The following is an 18,362-nucleotide window of genomic DNA, read 5'->3' as shown; positions in this document are numbered from 1 at the left end:
AAGTTAGCATGTTAAAGAAACTATCAATACATTAAAGGAGGTGATTTTTTTGGGCAGCGTTATTAAGAAGAGACGAAAGAAAATGCGCAAGCATAAACATAGAAAGCTCCTTGCCAAGACCAGACATCAGAGAAAAAAGAAATAAAGTCTAACCCGATTTTGTCTTACCGAGCAAGACCTGTCGGGTTATTTTTTAAGATCATGGGGAGTATTGAGTTGAGTCAACTCAATACTCATATCCCATTACTTTTTTATTGATTACTTCCTTTAAGATATTTCATCAGTTCCGAATCCGTTGACAACACCATGGTACTATCCTTTTCAAGGGTTTTCTTGTACAATTCCATGGTTTTTAAGAAGGCATAGAATTCAGGATCCTGTCCATAAGCCTTGGCATAGACACGGGTGGCTTCGGCATCAGCCTTACCCTTTAGGGTCTGGGCCTCGCGATAGGCTTCAGACTTGATCACCTGGAGTTCCCTTTCTTTTTCACCTCTTATATTGCTGGCCTCTCCCTTGCCCTCTGCACGGAATTTTTCAGCAATCTGGTTTCTTTCGGCAATCATCCGGTCATAAACAGAGCGCCTGACACTGTCGATATAGTTGATCCGTTTGATCTTCACATCAACAACTTCGATCCCGAATTCAACCAGTTTCTCCCGGGCCTGTTTCTCAATCTGGCGTGCAATTTCAGCCCTGCCCAGATCAACCTTATACCGGACCATTCGTTTTGTGTTCTTATCTTCACTGCCGGCACCAATGGCATCAAAGGTATCCATGGGACGGGCAGTGTTTCTGACACTTTCCACCAGGGGGTAGGCTGAAATCAAATCCCGCATGGCAGGATCAATAATGTCATCCAGGCGTTTGAGGCCTGAAAATTCATCTTTGACCGTCTGGAAATAGACAATGGGGTCAGAGATTTTCCACCGGGCAAAGGTATCCACCCAAATATAGGTTTTATCCTTTGTAGGAATCTGACCCGGGTCTCCGTCCCACTCCAAAAGATTTTTGGGAAAGATATTGGCCTTTTGAATAAAAGGCAGCTTGAATTTCAATCCCGGCTCTTTTACGGCATCGCCCACAATACGACCGAACTGGGTCACCACGACCTGTTCGGTTTCATCCACCACATAAGCTGAGTCGTAAACCAGGACAATCACCGCGGCAACAATAACCAGAATTCCGATTTTTATATTATTAGTCATTCTTATTCACCCTTCTGAAGATATCTGTCCTGGGGCAGGCCCTTGGCTTTATCCCCCATATTCAAAAACGGGAGCAGATTTTTCTGATCCGAATCAATGATATACTTATTGCCCACCTTTGGCAGAACCTCCAGCATGGATTCCAGATACATCCGCTTTTTGGTTACATCTTTTGCCTGGGCATAGGCCTTGTAAACCGCCTCAAATTTTGTGGCATCACCCTGGGCCCGGTTGACACGGTCAATGGCATACCCTTCGGCATCCTTGATACGCCGCTTGGCCTCGCCCCGTGCCAGGGGAACCGCCTTATTGTATTCTTCACGGGCTTTATAAATGGTCTGTTCTTTTTCCTGAATGGCCTGGTTCACCTCGTTAAAAGAGGCCTGAACCGGTTCGGGCACATTGGTTTTCTTCATTTCAATATTAACAATGCTAATCCCGGCCTGGGCATTGTCCATTTCGGTTTGAAGCATCTGCTTGGCAGCATTTGCAATTTCCGCCCGGCTTGAAATCACCTCATTGATGCTGCGGTCACCGATCACGGTTCTCATGCTGGCTTCGGACATGTGGCGAAGCAGGGATTTTACATCCTCGACATTGAAAAGATAATCTCTGGGATCTGACCGCCTATACTGAACAATCCAGGGAACCACCGCCACATTCAAATCTCCTGTGAGCATGAGTGATGATTCCTGACGGGAGGTGTCAGAAGATGTCCTGTACGTGCCGTTACTCCCATAGGTCTTAAACCCGAACTCTTCGGTTTCAGGCTGTCTGACATTGACCTTGGTGACTTTTTCTATGCCCGCAGGCAGTTTAAAATTCAGGCCGGGCTGGACCAGGCGGTCATATTTGCCAAACCGCTGGATCACCCCTACTTCACTTCGCCCCACTGTAAAAAACATGGACGACCCCAAAAAAACAACGACCAGCAAAATACCGACAAAAAAAATACCCGGGAATTTAAACCCCTTAAATCGATTCACAAGGTCATCAAACTGAGGCGGTTTGGGCATCCCCGGACCACCCCCCTGCTTTTGCTCGTATTTTTGCTGATTTTCTCTTAGTTTTTCCCAATCCCAATTCATAAATAATATCCTATACTCAGCGTTCTGTGCAGCGGTTATCTGGTTAATTTTAATTGAAACATTGTCAAGGCAACAATATGACTTTATTTATAATTATCAAGGCCAAAACGCAATATTTATTTGAGGAACCCCTTGGCAGGACCGGGCTTAAAATCCATTTACCCGATATTAATTTGGGGGTATATTCCAGCCCTATTCTATGGTATGACATCTTAAACAGATCAACAAAGACCAACCGTATAAGGAAAAAAATGTGACCCAAAAGGATGACAATGGCAAACTGATTCACATCGGTGATATCCTGACCCGGGCCCTGGGCAAATACCGGCCGGCAAAAGATACCCAGATGACCCTGATCTGGGATCTTTGGGATCAGGCCGTTGGCCGGCCCATTGCCATGAATGCCAAACCAGATGCGTTTAAAGACGGCATATTATCGGTGAACGTCTCCAGTTCCGCATGGATTCACCAACTCAAATTCCTTGAAAAAGAGATAATCGCCAATCTAAACAAAGCCATGGACACCCCCTTAATTACCCAAATCCGGTTTAAAATTGGAAAAATTCACAGTTGAATCCTTTTTCAACGGCCAGCTCAGATTAACCCAGCCCAAAACCGGCTATCGTTACACCATAGACCCTGTGATCCTCTGCAGCCAGATAATCCCCCTGCCCGGATCAAAAATCCTGGATATTGGCTGCGGCTGCGGCATCATGGAATTAATCCTGGGTTTCAGATATCCTCAAACCCTTATCCTCGGGGTTGAAATACAGGAAGCGCTTGCCGTAATTGCCCAAAAAAATGTTCTTGAAAATCATATGGAAAAACAAATATCCATTATTCACAAAAACATTTCCCATGTCTCGGGCATAGAAACCAAAGGTCCTGTTGACCTGATCATCGCCAACCCCCCGTATCAAAAAGCCGGTACCGGCCGACTGCCCCCTATAGACCAGAGGGCCATTGCCCGGCATGAGGTCAAGCTAAACATCCACGCCCTGTTTGCCAAGGCAGAAGAACTGCTCAAGCCCGGGGGTAAACTTATGCTGATCTTTCCGGCAGACCGTCTCGTTGATCTGACCTGCGCCATGGACGACACCGCCATCCGGCCTGAATGGTTCCGGTTTGTCCATACCCGTCATGGACAAGACGCCAAGCGGGTCATTTTTTCAGGAGTTAAAAACACCGGGCCATCCTGCAGGGTTCTTGCCCCCTTACACCTGTATGATAAAAAAAATAAGCCCACAAAAACATACCATGCCCTCTTTAATCCTTGACACAATTTAAAAAAGATACTATTTTGCCTGGGTTAATTGATTGCGGAGAGGTGACCGAGCGGCTGAAGGTGCACGCCTGGAAAGCGTGTGTATCCTAACCGGGTACCGAGAGTTCGAATCTCTCCCTCTCCGCCAATTATTTTGAAGCGGCTGTGATTACAGCGGCTTTTTTTAATTTTAGCCCCAATGTTTTACCCCCCATCTCACAGCAGTCGCCCCGCCAGATATGGACACGGCCAGAAAAAAACTTGTTTATGATCTTTTAAAAAATGCCAACCTCGTATCCGAGTTCATGTTAATCTCCAAATTTTAGTAAAACCGCCATTGTTTTCTTGCTAAATTCTCTGAAACTGATTATTTTAAAAAATTAACATCCTTGTCGGTTGGCCAATTGGCAAAGCCAAACCCTGTGCTAAAAAATTATGACTTATATAAAAAATCTTTTTCATCGTGAATTTAACCATCATAATGGTCACCCCCAAAAAAAGGAGAATACATGAAAGTTGTTGGATTTAACGGCAGCGCCAGGAAAAAAGGAAATACCGCCTGTTCTTTGAACACAGTTTTAGCCCAATTGGAAACGGCCGGAATTGAAACGGAAATGATCCAAGTCGGCAAAGAAAAGGTCCGGGGATGCGTTGCCTGCTACAAATGTGTCAAAAACCAGGATGGGGCCTGCGCCCTCAAGGATGACCCGGTAAATGAATGGATTCAGAAGATGAAAGACGCCGACGGCATTCTCTTAGGCTCTCCGGTTTATTTTTCCGGTGTTGCAGGCACAATGAAGTCATTTCTCGACAGAGCTTTTTTTGTATCCTCGGTTAACGACGGTCTGTTCCGGCATAAAGTCGGTGCAGCAGTTGCTGCGGTAAGACGATCCGGAGGCATTCCCACGGTTGATACCCTTAATCACTATATCAACTACTCTGAAATGATCATGCCCTCCTCAAATTACTGGAATGTGGCCCATGGCTTTAACCCGGGTGAAATGGAGCAGGACGGCGAAGGCAAACAGATCCTGGAAGTTTTAGGCCAAAACATGGCATGGATCATGACCCTTATCGAGCATGGAAAAAAACAATTTCCAGCTCCTGAGCCCGTGGCCAAAACACTGACCAATTTTATTCGATAGTGATTAAAAAAGGAAATTGAAAAATTTCCCTTTTTTATATTTTTTTCATAATTGGGGACGAATGATTCGCTCAGCTCAAGGGTTGGGGGATCATCCCTCTATTTCTGAACAGGCCTGAACTTGATGTTTTGGCCAATACTTGATAGGAAATGATCATCACAAATCCAAACGGGCGTCATAACTACAGACCCAAATTCGTGATAGGATGCCATGAACACAAAAACATGTCCTGATCCGCCTGGCTGCCGCAATTCTTTTAAATTCAAAAACACCCTTATCGGACTCCTGGCTTTACTTTGTCTCCTCCTGGCAATACCCGCACAGATTCGGGCAGAAAATTTAATCAAAGAAGATACAAAAGCAGACGACAAGACATCCCCGTGGCTGTTCACCCCGGTATTGAGCAGCAACCCGAAACTCTCAACAGCCGGCGGGGGTATGGCCGCATACATGTATCAGTTTGATGATTGATGAACACTCCCCTGCGTCCATCATGGGCGGCACAGCCACCTACAGCACCACGGACTCTTACTATTACGGCATCTTTGCCAAACTCCATTTCGGCCGGGATGACCATCGACTGCTCGGGGGGATCGGCAAGGGAAAGGTCAGAAACAATTATGATGATTTTCTGGGCTCAGGCCTTCCGGTCCAGACCACAGACGACCTTGATGTCCTTGCCCTGCGGTATTATAAAAGGATAAAAGGCAATTGGTATTTAGGGCCCCAGGGAATTTCAACAAACTATGCGATTTCCGGAGACAACTGGCTGTCCGGAAAAATCATAGAGCTGATCGGGATGACCGGGTTTAAGTCCAACGGACTCGGGCTGGCCCTTCAGTATGATTCAAGGGACAACCAGAACTCTCCGTCCTCGGGCCAGGTGTTTCAGCTCCACAACATCGCCTACCGCCAAAGCCTGGGCGGTGAAACCTCTTTTGATGCCTATCATGCAGACTATAAATTTTTCCTTGGCCACGGCAAAGACCATGTTCTGGCCTTTCACATCCAGGGCCGGTGGTCTCACAATGCCCCTTCAAGCGGATATTCTTCTGTCGGGTTAAGGGGATATGTCAGGGGGCAATACCTGGCACCCCACATGACAATGATGGAAATTGAAGAACGCTTCTCCCTAAATAAAAAATGGGGTCTTGTGGCCTTTGGAGGCGTGGCCGGGCTCTATGGCAATGACAGAAACCGTGATCAGAAAGAGGACCTGTTTCCGGCCGGGGGAGGGGGGATTTCCTATCTGCTCAATGATGAAAAAATGGTTGGCCGGGCAGAATATGCCATTGGAAAAGAGGGAAACCAGGGATTTTACATGACCTTTGGGCAGCCCTTTTAAAGTCTGAGCCGATTGTCAGGTTCAATGAAACCCTCCGGTTAACCCCCAGAGGGTATAAATAAGCCTCAACTCGAACAGGGTCCAGGGCCAGATATTTAAATCCCCCGGGGGGTTTGAAATTGTCTTTAACCACACCCAAATCCACCGCCTAATTTTATATTTGCTCGAATATGGGATATTCCGTGCTTTCCTGGCCACCAGAAAAGTACCATATTACGGCGCCAAACGAGCGACGAGTAAGGTGTATAAGCCAGGAGCAAGCAAAGGCAGCGCAGAAGATGGTGCCTTGATGATGGATCAGGCCCACACCATTGCAGGGTCATCGCATGTAACTTTTATTAAGATTCGTCCTTACCCGGCTGGAATAGGTGAGGGGGATTCCGTTAAATCTTAAGCGGTCGTCCTGACCGCTTAAGAAGCGGAAATGATCGGACCTATGCCGTCCTGGCGGGCCGCTCATTTACGCCACTCCACCCCCTTCACCCTATCCCAGCCTGGCTCTCCTGGCTTGTTATAGTATATGAGCATCGAACAAAATTTTCCTAGACATCGCTGCACAGATACGATATATATGGCAATAAACACAAGGAGTTGCCAATGAACGAAAAAAAATCTCTTGAAACTTTTTTTGACAATATTCAGGACCCCAGACACCACAATAAGCTTCATAATTTAATTGATGTCGTCATCATCGCAATTTGTGCGGTAGTTGCTGGCGCAGACACTTATGAGCAAATTGAAAACTTTGGCAAAAAGAGAAAAAGGTGGTTGTCAAAATTTCTAAGCCTTCCCCATGGGATACCCTCCCATGACACCTTTGGCAGAATTTTTGAAAGGATGAACCCGAATGAATTTCAGAGCAGTTTTATGCACTGGGTTCAGTCGGTTGCAAAGATGACCAAAGGTCAAGTCATTGCAATCGACGGCAAAACTCTAAGGCGTTCACACGATACCTCCAATGATAAGAAAGCCATTCATATGATCAGTGCGTGGGCTTCGTCTAATAAAGTGGTTTTAGGGCAATTAAAAACCGAAGAAAAATCAAATGAAATTACGGCCATTCCAAATCTTTTAAAACTTTTAGATATCTCGGGCTGCATTATAACCATTGATGCCATGGGCACTCAAAAGAAAATCGCTGAAACCATAATAAACAAAGGGTGTGACTATGTCCTTGCCCTGAAAGAAAATCATAAAACCTTGCATGATGAAGCGGTACTTTTTTTCAATAAAATGGAAGAAATGAAAAATCAGGGGTACCAGTTTAATGAACAGACCAGTGTTGACGGAGGGCACGGTCGAGTCGAAACGCGCAGGGCTGTGATAACCTCTGATATTGATTGGTTTGAAGATAAAAAAAGTTGGAAAGGTTTGAAAAGTATTGGAATGATTGAATCCACCCGGGAAATGGACGGCCAGATCAGTCATGAAAAGCGATATTATATATCGAGCCTGGATAGCGACCCCAATATTTTTGGTAATGCTGTCAGGAGGCATTGGGGAATTGAAAATTCAGTGCATTGGGTATTGGATATTGCGTTCCGTGAAGACGAAAGCAGAGTCAGAAAGGGGAACTCTCCTGAGAATTTTGCAGCGATTCGGCACATTGCATTAAATTTATTACGGAACAATAAGACATTTAAAGGGAGTGTAAAAACCAAAAGGTTGAATGCTGCTATGGATATCAAATATCTGGAGGAAGTTATGTTTGGATGATACTTGAACCAATCAAAACTATAGGCACTTTACAATATTTACATGCGTGAGCCCTGAGCCCGTCCAGAAGAGATGATTTTTCATCTGCCGATCTGGGATTTGAGCTTGGCAAACCCCTTGCCAAGGCGAAAAACATCAAAGAGGTGCTGGATATTGTCATGTTTCAGGTGGGACGAATTTTCCAGCCTCGCCACTGGTCCGTACTTCTCAAGGACCCCAAAACATCGGACATGGTCTTTTCAGTGGTTGTGGGAACCAACAAGGACAAACTTCAGGGAACCAAACTGCCCAAGGGGGAAGGGGTTGCCGGCCATATCATGGAAACCGGGGAATCCTTGATCATTGATGACGTATCCAAGGACAAACGGTTCAGCAGCCGGGTGGACAAATACTCAGGCTTCAAAACCCAGTCCATCATCGGCACCCCATTAAAAACAGGGGATTAAATATTCGGGGTCATTGAGCTGATCAACAGGATCTCGGATGATCCTTTTTCAACCCAGGACCTGACGCTGCTCTCCTCCATTGCCGAATATGCAGCCATTGCCATTGAACGATCCTATTACAACCAGACCCTGACCAACCTGATCACCAAGGATTCTCTGACCGGACTCAAAAACCGGTGGAGTTTTGAACGGGCCGTGTCCAACAAGACTGATTTTCAGATCCAGTACGGCAGTGTCTTTTCCATATTGGTGATCACCGTTGACGATTACGACCAGTTCATGGACAACATGGGACAACAACAGGGCAATCATGCCATTAAAACCCTGGCCCTTATCTTGAATAAAATTAAACGCAGGGACGACATTCTCTTCAGGTATGGAGAAAACGCCTTTCTCGAACTATTGCCCCTGACCTATTCAGACGGTGCGGAACAGGCAAAACTCAGGATCGAAAAGGCCATTTCCAAAACCATTTCCCAAAAACAACTTTCCGCCATCTCTTTGACCATTGAACCCTACACCATGAGCGGAGAAGATGCCGACCAGTTAAAACCTCTGGTCTCAAAGGCTTTGGCCAAATCCAAACCCATGGTCAGCCAGGAAGACATTGTGGATATCCAGGACAATCTCCACCCCCTTTTGGAACAGGAACGGCAACGGGCAGAAAACAAACAAAATCCCCAGAAAAAAATCGGAAAAACCGTCTCCCTGGGGGGGAATTTCAAACGGCTTAAAACCGGTGAAACAGGTCGCATACGTGTTGAGCAGGTCTCCCTGGCCGCAATTGGATTCAGAATTTCAAAATCCCACCGCATCCAGCTCAACGATTTTCTGGATGTCCAGTTTATCCTGGATGACATTAAAAAATCATTGATCAAACGCAGAATCGTGGTAAGGGAGATCAAGGGCAATTATATCCATGCGGATTTTTACAATCCCCCGCCCTTTGCCAAAAACCTGGGATTTTATATATTCAGTTGACCTTATGCATTCAGGAAGGCCGACATTTTTCCATCCTGAAATCTGATTGTTAAAATGTGTAGACTCAGTCCCATAATTTAAGGATACCCCATGCTGCTTCTGGTTGTGGATATGCAAAAAGGCCTGTTTGAGACCCCCAGATATGAGGCGTCCAAGGTGATCCGGCGGATCAATCACCTTGTGGCAAAAATAAGAAAAATCAAGGGAAATATCATCTTTATCCAGCACGACGGGCCCAAAGGAGATCTCCTTGAACCTTTGACTCCGGGATGGGCACTGATTAACTCACTTGACAGGCAGGATACAGATTTGGTGATTCGAAAAAAATCATGTGACGCATTTGTCGACACCCCCCTGCTCAAAACCCTGATAAAACTCAACACGAACAGGGTCATCATTACCGGCTGTGCCACGGATTTTTGCGTGGATACCACCATCCGTTCCGCAGCAGCCAAAGGATTTGAAGTCATCGTGGCCAGGGATGCCCACACCACGGCAGACCGGCCCCATCTGGATGCAAGAACCATTATCACCCACCATAACTGGTCCTGGGAGAATCTGATTCTTTTACAGGGCAGAATCCGGGTCGCTGACACCCACACCCTTATAGAGGAGATCTAATGGCGCAGGAAAACGGATATTTCAATGGCCCCAAAGAGACAAAAATTTTTTATCAATGCTGGCTGCCCCAAACAGAGGCAGGGGCAGTCCTGATTGCGGTTCACGGTCTTGCCGAACACAGCGGACGGTATATGAATCTTGTGAACAGCCTTGTGCCCCAGGGATTCTCAGTTTACGCCCAGAACCACTACGGCCATGGAAAATCAGGGGGGAAACGATTGTTTGTGCCTGATTTTAAACTCTTTACCCGTACCCTGGATCAATTTATCGATCAGGTCAAAGAATAGGAACCCAACAAACCGGTTTTCCTTGTGGGACACAGTATGGGCGGATTGATCACCGCGGCCTACCTTATGGATCACCAGGACAAGGTGGATGGGGCCGTCCTCTCAAGCCCCGGGGTAAAAATCCCGGACCATGTCACCCCGGCCACCCGCATGGCCGCCCGGTTTTTCTCCTGGATCGCACCGGGCCTTGGTATCAAACAACTTGAAGCCTCAGACATCTGCCGCGATCCCGCCGTGGTCTCAGCCTATGTGAATGCCCCCCTGGTCTCCACGGGAAAAATAACCGCCCGGCTGGCCGCACAAATTCTGGATGCCTGTGAACGTGTCATGGCAGGGGCCGGCAGGATTACGCTTCCCGCCATTATTCTTCAGGGCGGATCCGATGCCCTGGTAGACCCTGAAGGGGCCACTCTTTTCCATGACGCCCTGGGATCAAAAGACAAAACATTAAAAATTTATCCCAATAAATTTCATGAAATTTTTAATGACCCCGGATATGATCAGGTCTTTTCAGATATGACAGACTGGCTCCAAAAAAGGATATAGCCCCCCCAAAAAACACTCATACCCCGGGAGAATATTGCCTCAACCGGGCCTTTACCTTTGGCCAGTCCGGATAATATTGATCCATTAGTCCATAGAACCGGGCATTGTGAGAGGGTTCAAGCAGGTGAACCAATTCATGGACAAGAACATACTCTAAAAAACAGGGGGAAAGCCGGATCAAAGCCAGGTTGATCCAGATCCGGTTCGCCCTTGTGTTACAGCTTCCCCACCGGGTTTTCATTTTTTTTATTCGAAACTGGCCCAGGGTAACACCCATGACAGGCACCCACTTGTCCACCAGGATTGAAATCTCTTGGTCAAGACAATCCCTGTACCATTGCAAAAGCAGACCTGCTTTTTTGTCATCAGAGGCATTGGGCCGGGAATAGACCATAACCCCTTTTTCAGGGTCCAGCACCACCTGGGCAGACGATGGGCTTTGGCAGTCGACCAGAGCATAGGCCTGGCCTTTAAAATATACTTTTTGTGAGCTGGGAGTCTCCCAGGCCAGGGGAATTGTTTTTCTGGGAAAACAAATGTGTTTAAGTATCCATGGGGATTTGGCCGATACCGCCGCTTTCAGATCATCAGAACTGATTGCGCGCGGTGCTGAAACCCTGACCTGCTTTTTGTCCGGATATACCCTAAAATAAATGTGACTTATATTTTTTTTTATAATTTCAATGCTCCAGCCATCCGGTGCTGAAGCCAGAAAGGCCTTAAGATCCCTCATGCTTGATCTTAAGTTCCCGGACCAGGGTACTGACCAGTTTCCCATTGGGTGCTTTTGCCGCTGGATTCACGGCAACCAGGGCTTCCCAGGCCTTGATGGCACTGGATAGATCCCCAAGGTCGTGCATGAACACAATCCCTTTGTTGTACATGGGGGTTTCAAATCCCGGCTGGGCAGCAATGGCCATGTCAAAGGCTTTAATGGCTTTTTCAGGGGCCTTGTTTCGCCGGTACATCACCCCGAGATCCGTAAGAACATGGGAATTGCCAGGAGACAGGGACAAAGATTTTTCATAGGCGTCAATGTCATCACTGAACCGGTCGGAATCAAAAAAAAGATTTCCCAGCTGGATCCAGGCCTCCACATTGTCAGGATTTTCCTTTAAAAAGGTCTCCAGCTTGAGAATACTGGCCCCGATCCGGGCCTGTTGCTCTCCTGCGTGGGGATCCTTGGCATCGACATGGCTAGTTGTATTCCCCTTGTTGGCCAGCTTAAAAGAGGTGTATACAGCCCCGATCATAAACCCAAAAGTGACAGAGACCAAAATTGCCATGTAAAAGGTCTGTTTGCTCACCATCGTCTCATTTTTTTTTCCCATTTTACCCCGCTTGATAAATTCGATTTCCCAATAATCTAATCATAGAAAATACCAAATCAATAAAAAAAGTACCCGTCCATGGCCAGTGGCCATATTTTCCCCATGGAAAATTAAAACCGTTGGTCCAAGTACACTGAATTTTCATCTGACCGGGCCAGTTTCAAGGCAGAGGGCCGGGTTCGAAAATCCACCAGAACCATGCCGGTAAATTTGCCCTGCCGGTAGACTTCGATTCTGAAAATACGGCCGTCCCAGTCTATGGAAAACCGCTTGGCAAAATTGGGCCGTTCAATCACAAGCCCTGACTCATTGGCTGTATTTTTCCGGGTAAACCCAATGACGTTCACCCGATGATCCGGGATGGGTTTTACCAGGAATCTGTCTTTTACCGGCACGATAGACCCAAAAGAAATCAACCGGGGCCGGCCGTCCACCACCATCTCAATCCGGTCAAGGCCCAGGTCACAGTCAAAATACTGAAACGACAGCCGGGTCAGTCTCCGATTCCCGTGGAAAAGATTGTAGCCCTTGCCGCTGGGCACCAGGGTCAATAGGGGATGGTTCACTTGGAATTTGATATTATCTGTCTTTTTCATGGGGATATAGTTGATTGTGCGACGGATATTCTCGGCAAAAAGCAGGATTCTGCGATCGCCCATGCTCAGGGCAATATCCTGGTCCATGGCCCGTTTAATACCGGCTTTGTCCAAGACAAACCTGCGTTCAAACTCAATACCGGCCTGGGTAAAAAAAGATTCAATGGCCGCAAGATGGTAATACACCCGGGTGGGGGTTAAAAACGATTTGCTGGCTTCAATGCCAAAGGCGGGTTTCTGGTGTTTCAGGGCAAAAAAAGTCAGGGTTTTTGCCATTTCACGATTCCCCTTGGCCGTGCGGGTATTTTTCACATGAACCCGGTGGGAGGGATCCAGCAGTGTTCGATTAACATCTTGAGCGCATTGAGCGGCGGCCCGGGCAAGGTCTGTAAACAGCCCCTGACGGTTCTGGGGAAGCAAGGCCATTTTTTCCTGGTCAATAATGATGCTCTGTCCCCAACGGTCCGGACAGCGCAGCCGCTCCTCGTAGACCGGGGAATAAAATCCGCTGCCGTCATGAAGGTTGAGGATAAAATCCACATCCGGGTCCAGCATTATGGTTTTGATCCGGTCAATGGTCCTTGATTCGGGATCTTTGGAATTCAGCTGGTCAAATTTCCGGTTCATGTCCCCATGTATTCCCCTGGAACGCATGATAATGCTTGAAAAATTTAAATTGGGAACAACAATAACCTTTCCTGAAATTATCCTATAATTGGGTAGCAATAAGGGCTGCGGCATTGAATCCGCCGGGCTCATCCCCCTGAATCCCGCCCACAATCATTGCCGTGGCACCCGGATGACCCGAGGCCAGGGTATGAACGGAAAATTCAAGATCCAGCCCTTTGGCCCCGGCCCTTAAAGGCCAAAGGCTGACAAGGCATGCCAAAAGAATAATCCCATACACCGTCATGGACTTGAAACCCAACCGGTTCCGGCCTTTATCAGCCCACTTCAACATGCCATGGTTCAAACCGGACGCCAAGATCATTTTCCCTATCATATCTAAATTTTATATATCCCAAATCCGACAATTGGTTGTACACCCGGGTCTGGATAAACTTTTCAGTAAAATTATCAACCCCGAACCCTTTTTCTCCCACATCAAAATCACCTGTTCCATGGAATGAATATCCCGGTGGAGCCAGGGATCGGGAGGCCATGGATAAATTGCCTCGGCTGGATGCGGTTTTATTCAAAAAGAGTAAAAATTGTTTCATCACCCCCCGAATTCCAGAGGTGAGAACCGCTTCCGGCCCGATCTTTTTTTGAATATCCTTGTACATCTGAACCGGTTTGCCCCTGTAAAGGTAATGGCCTGTCCCGGGAATTTTAACACTCTTTTTTCTGTTGATCTTCATGGTGATTTTTTGAATGGGTTTTTCTCCCATAAATCCGTACGCCCCTGCAGGGGTATAAAAAAGATCTTCAAGAAATTGAATTTCCTGGGTGGTAAACTTTCCTATCCTGGCATAGGATCCGGCATAGGCCAAGGCATCGTCAAACCCAGCCAGACAAAAATGGCCATACCCCATCACCCGCTGAATCCGTTTCATCCGTACCAGGCAGGAGTGAAGCAGGCCCATCTGGGCTGATGACAAAAAAAGATCATCCTTAAAATGCTGGTCAAACAGCCGGGTTTTGACCAGCCGGTCCTTAACCGCCTGATCCGGCAATGGCCCATGGTTGCATTTCTGAAAATCTTTTCCATGGCATTCAAACTCTGGCACCGCCCACAAAGACATAGCACCAAGGGAGAATGTAGCACAGGTTATTTTAAAAAAAGCCCTTCGATCCATTTTCCTCACGTTCATCTGGTATAAAATTCAGGGTATTGTACTCTATCCCCGGGTTCAAAGAAAAGAGTTTTTTTCTCCATGGCATTAACCCTAAGTTGCAGGTTTGAAACTTTGCCACACCCAAGGGTAGCACACCTGCAACTTGCAAAAAAAGCCTGGTTCAGTTTTCATTTCAGCCAATACATTGAATTAAAAGATCTTTCTCAAAAAGAACATGGTTCTTATTCTTCCTGGCATGCATTATGCTGCATTAATTCCGATTAAACGATTGAACGGAGACTCAAAGAGAATCAAACCATTTAGAATCTTAAAGGAGATAACAAATGGAAAAGGTTGCAATTGTAGGCTGTGGCTCGTATATTGATCAAGGATATGGTTGTCCCGGTGAATGGCGATGCCTGAAAGCTGCTGCCAATGGAGATGGCAAATTTGAATCCCCATCTGCAGTAGTTTCTTTTGTCAAATGCCAATGCCCGGGCAGAACTGTCGTTCCCAGCCTTGGCATGGCCGCAAAATTGTCTGAAATTAAACCAGACAAGATTTATCTTAGCTCCTGCCTGGCTAACGCAGTTCCGCAGTGCCCGTATACCAGTGCCGAAGATCTGGCCGGTATTATAAAAGATAAAACGGGTATAGACGTTATAATAGGAACCCACGACTACCACTAAAGACCTAGGAAAGGAAACACCATGGCAGAAGCTGTCATCAAACTGGGCCGTAAGAAAAAGGCCTCAACATTTTTAGACAAGGTTAAAGAAATCCTGCCCGAGGGTGGGAATCTCAACGCCTGCCTGACCTGCGGTGCCTGTTCATCAGGGTGCCCGGCAACAGGCTTGGCAGATATGGATCCCAGAAAATTTTTGCGTATGGCTGCTCTTGGAATGGACGAAGAAATCGCCGCTTCTGACTGGCCCTGGATGTGTACCATGTGCATGCGCTGTATCTATGTCTGCCCCATGAAAATTGATATTCCCCAGCTGGTTTTCAATGCAAGGGCACTTCGCCCAAGAGAGGAAAGACCTAAAGGTATCCTGGAATCCTGTAACATGGCACTTAAAAATGATACCACCTCGGCCATGGGTACCACTGAAGAGGATTTTGAATTTGTGGTTGAGGATGTACTGGAAGAATACCAGGAATCCCAGCCTGAATTTGCAGATATGCAGGCCCCCATTGACAAGGAAGGCGCTGAATTCTTCCTGAACCAGAACTCCAGGGAACCGGTCACAGAACCCGATGAAATGGTCCCCCTTTGGAAAATCCTTCATCTTGCCGGCGTCAACTGGACTTACGGCAGTAAAGGCTGGGCAGGAGAGAACTACTGCATGTTCCTGGCAGATGATGATGACTGGAAACATGTCACCAAAACATCGGCTGACCAGGCCAACAAACTGGGGGTGAAAACCTTTCTCAACACCGAGTGAGGCCACGTCACATTCTCAGTCCGGGCCGGACTGAAAAAATACAACCTGGAACATAAATTCCAAGTCAAAAATATCTACGAATACTATGCCAAATGGATCCGTGAAGGCAAACTCAAGGTTAATTCCGACTGGAACAAGGATCTTGGGATCAAATTTACGGTACAGGATCCTTGTCAGATCGTAAGGAAAAGCTATGGAGATCCCATTGCCGAAGACTTAAGATTTGTCGTAAAATCCGTTGTGGGCGAGGAAAACTTTATTGATATGCAGCCCAACCGCTCCAACAACTATTGCTGCGGCGGCGGCGGCGGATTTCTCCAATCCGGATTTAAAGAAGAACGTCTCAAATACGGTAAACTCAAAGACGATCAGATCAAGGCCACCGGCGCAGACTACTGCATTGCCGGCTGCCATAACTGCCATGCCCAGATCCACGAACTATCCGAGCATTACGGGAGCAACTACCCCGTGGTTCACATGTGGACCTTGATATGCCTTTCCTTAGGCATCCTTGGCCCCAATGAAAGGGAGTATCTCGGGGATGACCTCAAAGAGGTCAATGTATTCCACCCGGAATCTGCCATGTAGTTTTTTTATAGCTGCCGAAAATATCAATCCATCGATATTTTCGGCAGCTTTTTTTTATCCTTTCTCAACCGTTCTTTTTCCCAAAGGTGAAAAACAAACCCCGGCCAATCTAAAATGGGCAAAGCCAAAGGGAATGCCGATGATGGTCAGACACAGGCTGATTCCGGCCAGGATGTGAGAAATGGCCAGCCAGATGCCCGCCAGAACAACCCATAAAAAATTGGCCAACCCAGTGCCGGTTACCCGTTGGGCGCATTCCCATTTTCCCGGTTATACCGCTGGCACTGGATTGTGCATGTTTGCCATCTGCTTCAGGCAGTTCCAACGCCCTGCTTTATAAAATGATCGCAGCATAATCATTTTTTCTGCATTCTCCCGATACCAAAAGATGCATGGACCTTTAAGACGTAAATTCACGACTCTCCGAATCGAACTTTCAATAGCACCGCTGCCAATAGGTAAGTTCAACGCTTTTACAGTTGAGAAATTAAGCCTCAGTTCATTGCGCACAAAATAATCCCGTTCCGTCTTGATAGCCTTACTGTTTCTGCCTCTACAAAGCTTCTGGACGGCCTGTACCACCTCAATCGCCTTTCCCTTCAGCAGAAGACCTCGCTGCTTCGATACCCAGCGTTTGCGTTCCTTGGATGACCAGGTCTTCCTTAAGCCTGCTACTGTACCCAGATGCTCAACTGCATGGTAGAAATCGAGAAGTTCATACACACGCTCAGGAGCCAAACCCAATGCTTTTAGCAGTCCGGGGATTCGATTCCAAATCCAATGTGCCCCATCTGCAACAAACAGTATTTTGTCTGAGTTCTGAATATGAAGGGAGTTCAAATAACCCTTTAACAAGTGGAATACACCATCCGGTCCATTGAAACAGCCATCAATAAATGGTGAAAAGCTTTTTTCTTGTTTTCCATGGGCGTCCACTACATAAATGATCAAAAGCTTGGGTTCTCGCCATGCCCCACGAAATCGGGTTCTATCCTTTTGGGTTTTTGGTCCCCTTTTCTTCTCTCTGAGCCGAGTGCGGCCACCATCAGTGCTGATAACGACTCGCCGCCCTTCAAGTAAATCTCTATCATTTAATGGGATTCGGCCCGCTTGTTGTTCGGCTCGAGCCCGCTATGCGTACCGATAGGTCAGTTTACGGATGACCTTTATACCCAACGTCATCCCACGGTCACAAAGCACTTGACGGACTTCTTCAAAAGAACTTAATAAGGCTGACCAAGAACTCACCATAGAAGCCAAAGCAGGCGAGCAGCGATCATGGATTCCAAGAAGGATTAAGCCAGCGTATGCACCTTTATATCTTTTTCCTTTTCGGCGGTCACAGGACCTTCGATAGTATCGAACATGAATATCAACCGAACTATCTGTACAAAGCTGAATCCAAACGGTCTCAAGCCCTTCGCTTTTCATCCGTCCCGGCCAATTGGACATCAATTCTTTTTCTTGGTCGACCTGTTCAGAGGAATCTACTGAGGCCTGGATCTTTTTTTTAAAAAAAAGGCGCTTATCCGATTTGTATACTCAAGGATTTCCTGCTCCATCTGTTCTAATTCGTTAGCGTTACGAACCAAGCGATTTGGATCTTCTTCCAGTTCTTTGAGGCATGCAAGGACTTCATCAACAGTATTACAATCTTCAGCTTTCTTCATTAGCACAATCCATTTATGTTCATTTCAGCGTAACAGAGGATATCATTCTTTTTGCTCTAAAAGACAGGCCTTTTTAAAACCGGGAAAATGGGAATGCGCCCTACCCGTTCTTCTCCCACGACCCTTGCATCCACCAATTCCTTTCCATAGGGGAAGGCCGCAAACCCTGCAATCCTGAAAGCGGCAAATCCAAAGGGAATTCCCACAATCGTAAGCATTAGAATACATCCGGTCAAAACCCATAATAGGCCGGCAAAAAAACCACCGCCAAAAACAAACCAAAGAATGTTGAGCAAAAGTGCCATAA

The 18,362-nt window shown here is 46.8% G+C and carries 22 protein-coding genes, 1 tRNA gene and 2 pseudogenes; 13 read left to right on the top strand and 12 right to left on the bottom strand.

The features are described from left to right. Positions 1–49: 49 nt before the first annotated feature. Positions 50–145, top strand: coding sequence for an AURKAIP1/COX24 domain-containing protein (locus HUN05_12840; GenBank protein WDP85911.1), 96 nt, complete (start codon positions 50–52; stop codon positions 143–145). A gap of 106 nt (positions 146–251) precedes the next feature. Here the strand turns inward: HUN05_12840 and hflC are convergent, their stop codons facing one another. Both hflC and hflK read right to left on the bottom strand, forming a co-directional pair. Further along, positions 252–1,208, bottom strand: a complete 957-nt coding sequence (gene hflC / locus HUN05_12835; protein ID WDP85910.1) for a protease modulator HflC — start codon at positions 1,206–1,208, stop codon at positions 252–254. 2 nt (positions 1,209–1,210) lie between these two features. Beyond that, positions 1,211–2,296 (bottom strand): FtsH protease activity modulator HflK, encoded by a 1,086-nt coding sequence (gene hflK, locus HUN05_12830; GenBank protein WDP85909.1) that lies wholly within the window; start codon positions 2,294–2,296, stop codon positions 1,211–1,213. A gap of 253 nt (positions 2,297–2,549) precedes the next feature. Between hflK and HUN05_12825 the strand changes: the two genes are divergently transcribed. The 10 genes and pseudogenes from HUN05_12825 (at position 2,550) to HUN05_12780 (ending at position 10,647) form a co-directional block, all read left to right on the top strand. Further along, positions 2,550–2,870: a DUF721 domain-containing protein gene (locus tag HUN05_12825; GenBank protein ID WDP85908.1), complete on the top strand. Its 321-nt coding sequence runs from the start codon at positions 2,550–2,552 to the stop codon at positions 2,868–2,870. Continuing rightward, positions 2,851–3,573: a methyltransferase gene (locus HUN05_12820; protein ID WDP85907.1), complete on the top strand. Its 723-nt coding sequence runs from the start codon at positions 2,851–2,853 to the stop codon at positions 3,571–3,573. The genes HUN05_12825 and HUN05_12820 overlap by 20 nt, the downstream gene beginning before the upstream one ends. Before the next feature lie 44 nt (positions 3,574–3,617). Beyond that, positions 3,618–3,708 (top strand) — tRNA-Ser (locus tag HUN05_12815). 361 nt (positions 3,709–4,069) lie between these two features. Continuing rightward, complete coding sequence (locus HUN05_12810; GenBank protein ID WDP85906.1) at positions 4,070–4,705, top strand: flavodoxin family protein; 636 nt, start codon at positions 4,070–4,072, stop codon at positions 4,703–4,705. A gap of 463 nt (positions 4,706–5,168) precedes the next feature. After that, positions 5,169–6,050, top strand: coding sequence for a hypothetical protein (locus HUN05_12805; protein WDP85905.1), 882 nt, complete (start codon positions 5,169–5,171; stop codon positions 6,048–6,050). Positions 6,051–6,647: 597 nt separating this feature from the next. After that, entirely contained in the window at positions 6,648–7,766 is a 1,119-nt protein-coding gene (locus tag HUN05_12800; GenBank protein WDP85904.1) for an ISAs1 family transposase, read from the top strand. 158 nt (positions 7,767–7,924) lie between these two features. Then, positions 7,925–9,193: pseudogene (locus HUN05_12795) on the top strand (diguanylate cyclase). 90 nt (positions 9,194–9,283) lie between these two features. Next, entirely contained in the window at positions 9,284–9,814 is a 531-nt protein-coding gene (locus HUN05_12790; GenBank protein WDP85903.1) for an isochorismatase family protein, read from the top strand. After that, a complete protein-coding gene (locus tag HUN05_12785; protein ID WDP85902.1) occupies positions 9,814–10,101 on the top strand; it encodes an alpha/beta hydrolase in 288 nt (95 codons plus the stop codon). Before HUN05_12790 ends, HUN05_12785 begins: the two co-directional genes overlap by 1 nt. A 36-nt stretch (positions 10,102–10,137) precedes the next feature. Further along, positions 10,138–10,647 carry an alpha/beta hydrolase gene (locus tag HUN05_12780; protein ID WDP85901.1) on the top strand — a complete coding sequence of 170 codons (510 nt, stop codon included), beginning with the start codon at positions 10,138–10,140 and terminating at the stop codon, positions 10,645–10,647. A gap of 16 nt (positions 10,648–10,663) precedes the next feature. Here the strand turns inward: HUN05_12780 and HUN05_12775 are convergent, their stop codons facing one another. The 5 genes from HUN05_12775 to HUN05_12755 all read right to left on the bottom strand — a co-directional run bounded on the left by HUN05_12775 (position 10,664) and on the right by HUN05_12755 (position 14,388). Further along, positions 10,664–11,380 (bottom strand): M48 family metallopeptidase, encoded by a 717-nt coding sequence (locus tag HUN05_12775; protein WDP85900.1) that lies wholly within the window; start codon positions 11,378–11,380, stop codon positions 10,664–10,666. Next, complete coding sequence (locus HUN05_12770) at positions 11,367–11,978, bottom strand: tetratricopeptide repeat protein (GenBank protein WDP85899.1); 612 nt, start codon at positions 11,976–11,978, stop codon at positions 11,367–11,369. The genes HUN05_12775 and HUN05_12770 overlap by 14 nt, the downstream gene beginning before the upstream one ends. A gap of 110 nt (positions 11,979–12,088) precedes the next feature. Further along, complete coding sequence (locus tag HUN05_12765; GenBank protein WDP85898.1) at positions 12,089–13,315, bottom strand: deacylase; 1,227 nt, start codon at positions 13,313–13,315, stop codon at positions 12,089–12,091. Further along, complete coding sequence (locus tag HUN05_12760; protein WDP85897.1) at positions 13,284–13,502, bottom strand: hypothetical protein; 219 nt, start codon at positions 13,500–13,502, stop codon at positions 13,284–13,286. Before HUN05_12760 ends, HUN05_12765 begins: the two co-directional genes overlap by 32 nt. A gap of 16 nt (positions 13,503–13,518) precedes the next feature. Then, positions 13,519–14,388 (bottom strand): D-alanyl-D-alanine carboxypeptidase family protein, encoded by an 870-nt coding sequence (locus HUN05_12755; GenBank protein WDP85896.1) that lies wholly within the window; start codon positions 14,386–14,388, stop codon positions 13,519–13,521. A gap of 308 nt (positions 14,389–14,696) precedes the next feature. Between HUN05_12755 and HUN05_12750 the strand changes: the two genes are divergently transcribed. Continuing rightward, complete coding sequence (locus tag HUN05_12750; GenBank protein ID WDP85895.1) at positions 14,697–15,041, top strand: CGGC domain-containing protein; 345 nt, start codon at positions 14,697–14,699, stop codon at positions 15,039–15,041. 21 nt (positions 15,042–15,062) lie between these two features. Continuing rightward, a complete protein-coding gene (locus HUN05_12745) occupies positions 15,063–16,385 on the top strand; it encodes a (Fe-S)-binding protein (protein WDP85894.1) in 1,323 nt (440 codons plus the stop codon). A gap of 54 nt (positions 16,386–16,439) precedes the next feature. Here the strand turns inward: HUN05_12745 and HUN05_12740 are convergent. From HUN05_12740 to HUN05_12720, 5 genes and pseudogenes are all read right to left on the bottom strand, one after another. After that, positions 16,440–16,631 (bottom strand): annotated as a pseudogene (locus HUN05_12740) (hypothetical protein). 24 nt (positions 16,632–16,655) lie between these two features. Then, positions 16,656–17,336 carry a hypothetical protein gene (locus HUN05_12735; GenBank protein WDP85893.1) on the bottom strand — a complete coding sequence of 227 codons (681 nt, stop codon included), beginning with the start codon at positions 17,334–17,336 and terminating at the stop codon, positions 16,656–16,658. 180 nt (positions 17,337–17,516) lie between these two features. After that, positions 17,517–17,816 (bottom strand): hypothetical protein, encoded by a 300-nt coding sequence (locus tag HUN05_12730; protein WDP85892.1) that lies wholly within the window; start codon positions 17,814–17,816, stop codon positions 17,517–17,519. A gap of 56 nt (positions 17,817–17,872) precedes the next feature. After that, a complete protein-coding gene (locus HUN05_12725) occupies positions 17,873–18,055 on the bottom strand; it encodes a hypothetical protein (GenBank protein WDP85891.1) in 183 nt (60 codons plus the stop codon). Positions 18,056–18,111: 56 nt separating this feature from the next. Then, positions 18,112–18,360, bottom strand: a complete 249-nt coding sequence (locus HUN05_12720) for a hypothetical protein (protein ID WDP85890.1) — start codon at positions 18,358–18,360, stop codon at positions 18,112–18,114. Positions 18,361–18,362 lie beyond the last annotated feature (2 nt).

It is taken from the genome of Desulfobacter sp. (assembly GCA_028768545.1).
Classification (GTDB): domain Bacteria; phylum Desulfobacterota; class Desulfobacteria; order Desulfobacterales; family Desulfobacteraceae; genus Desulfobacter.
Note: the sequence above shows the minus strand (reverse complement) of the source record. Positions and strands in the feature narration are given on the sequence as shown.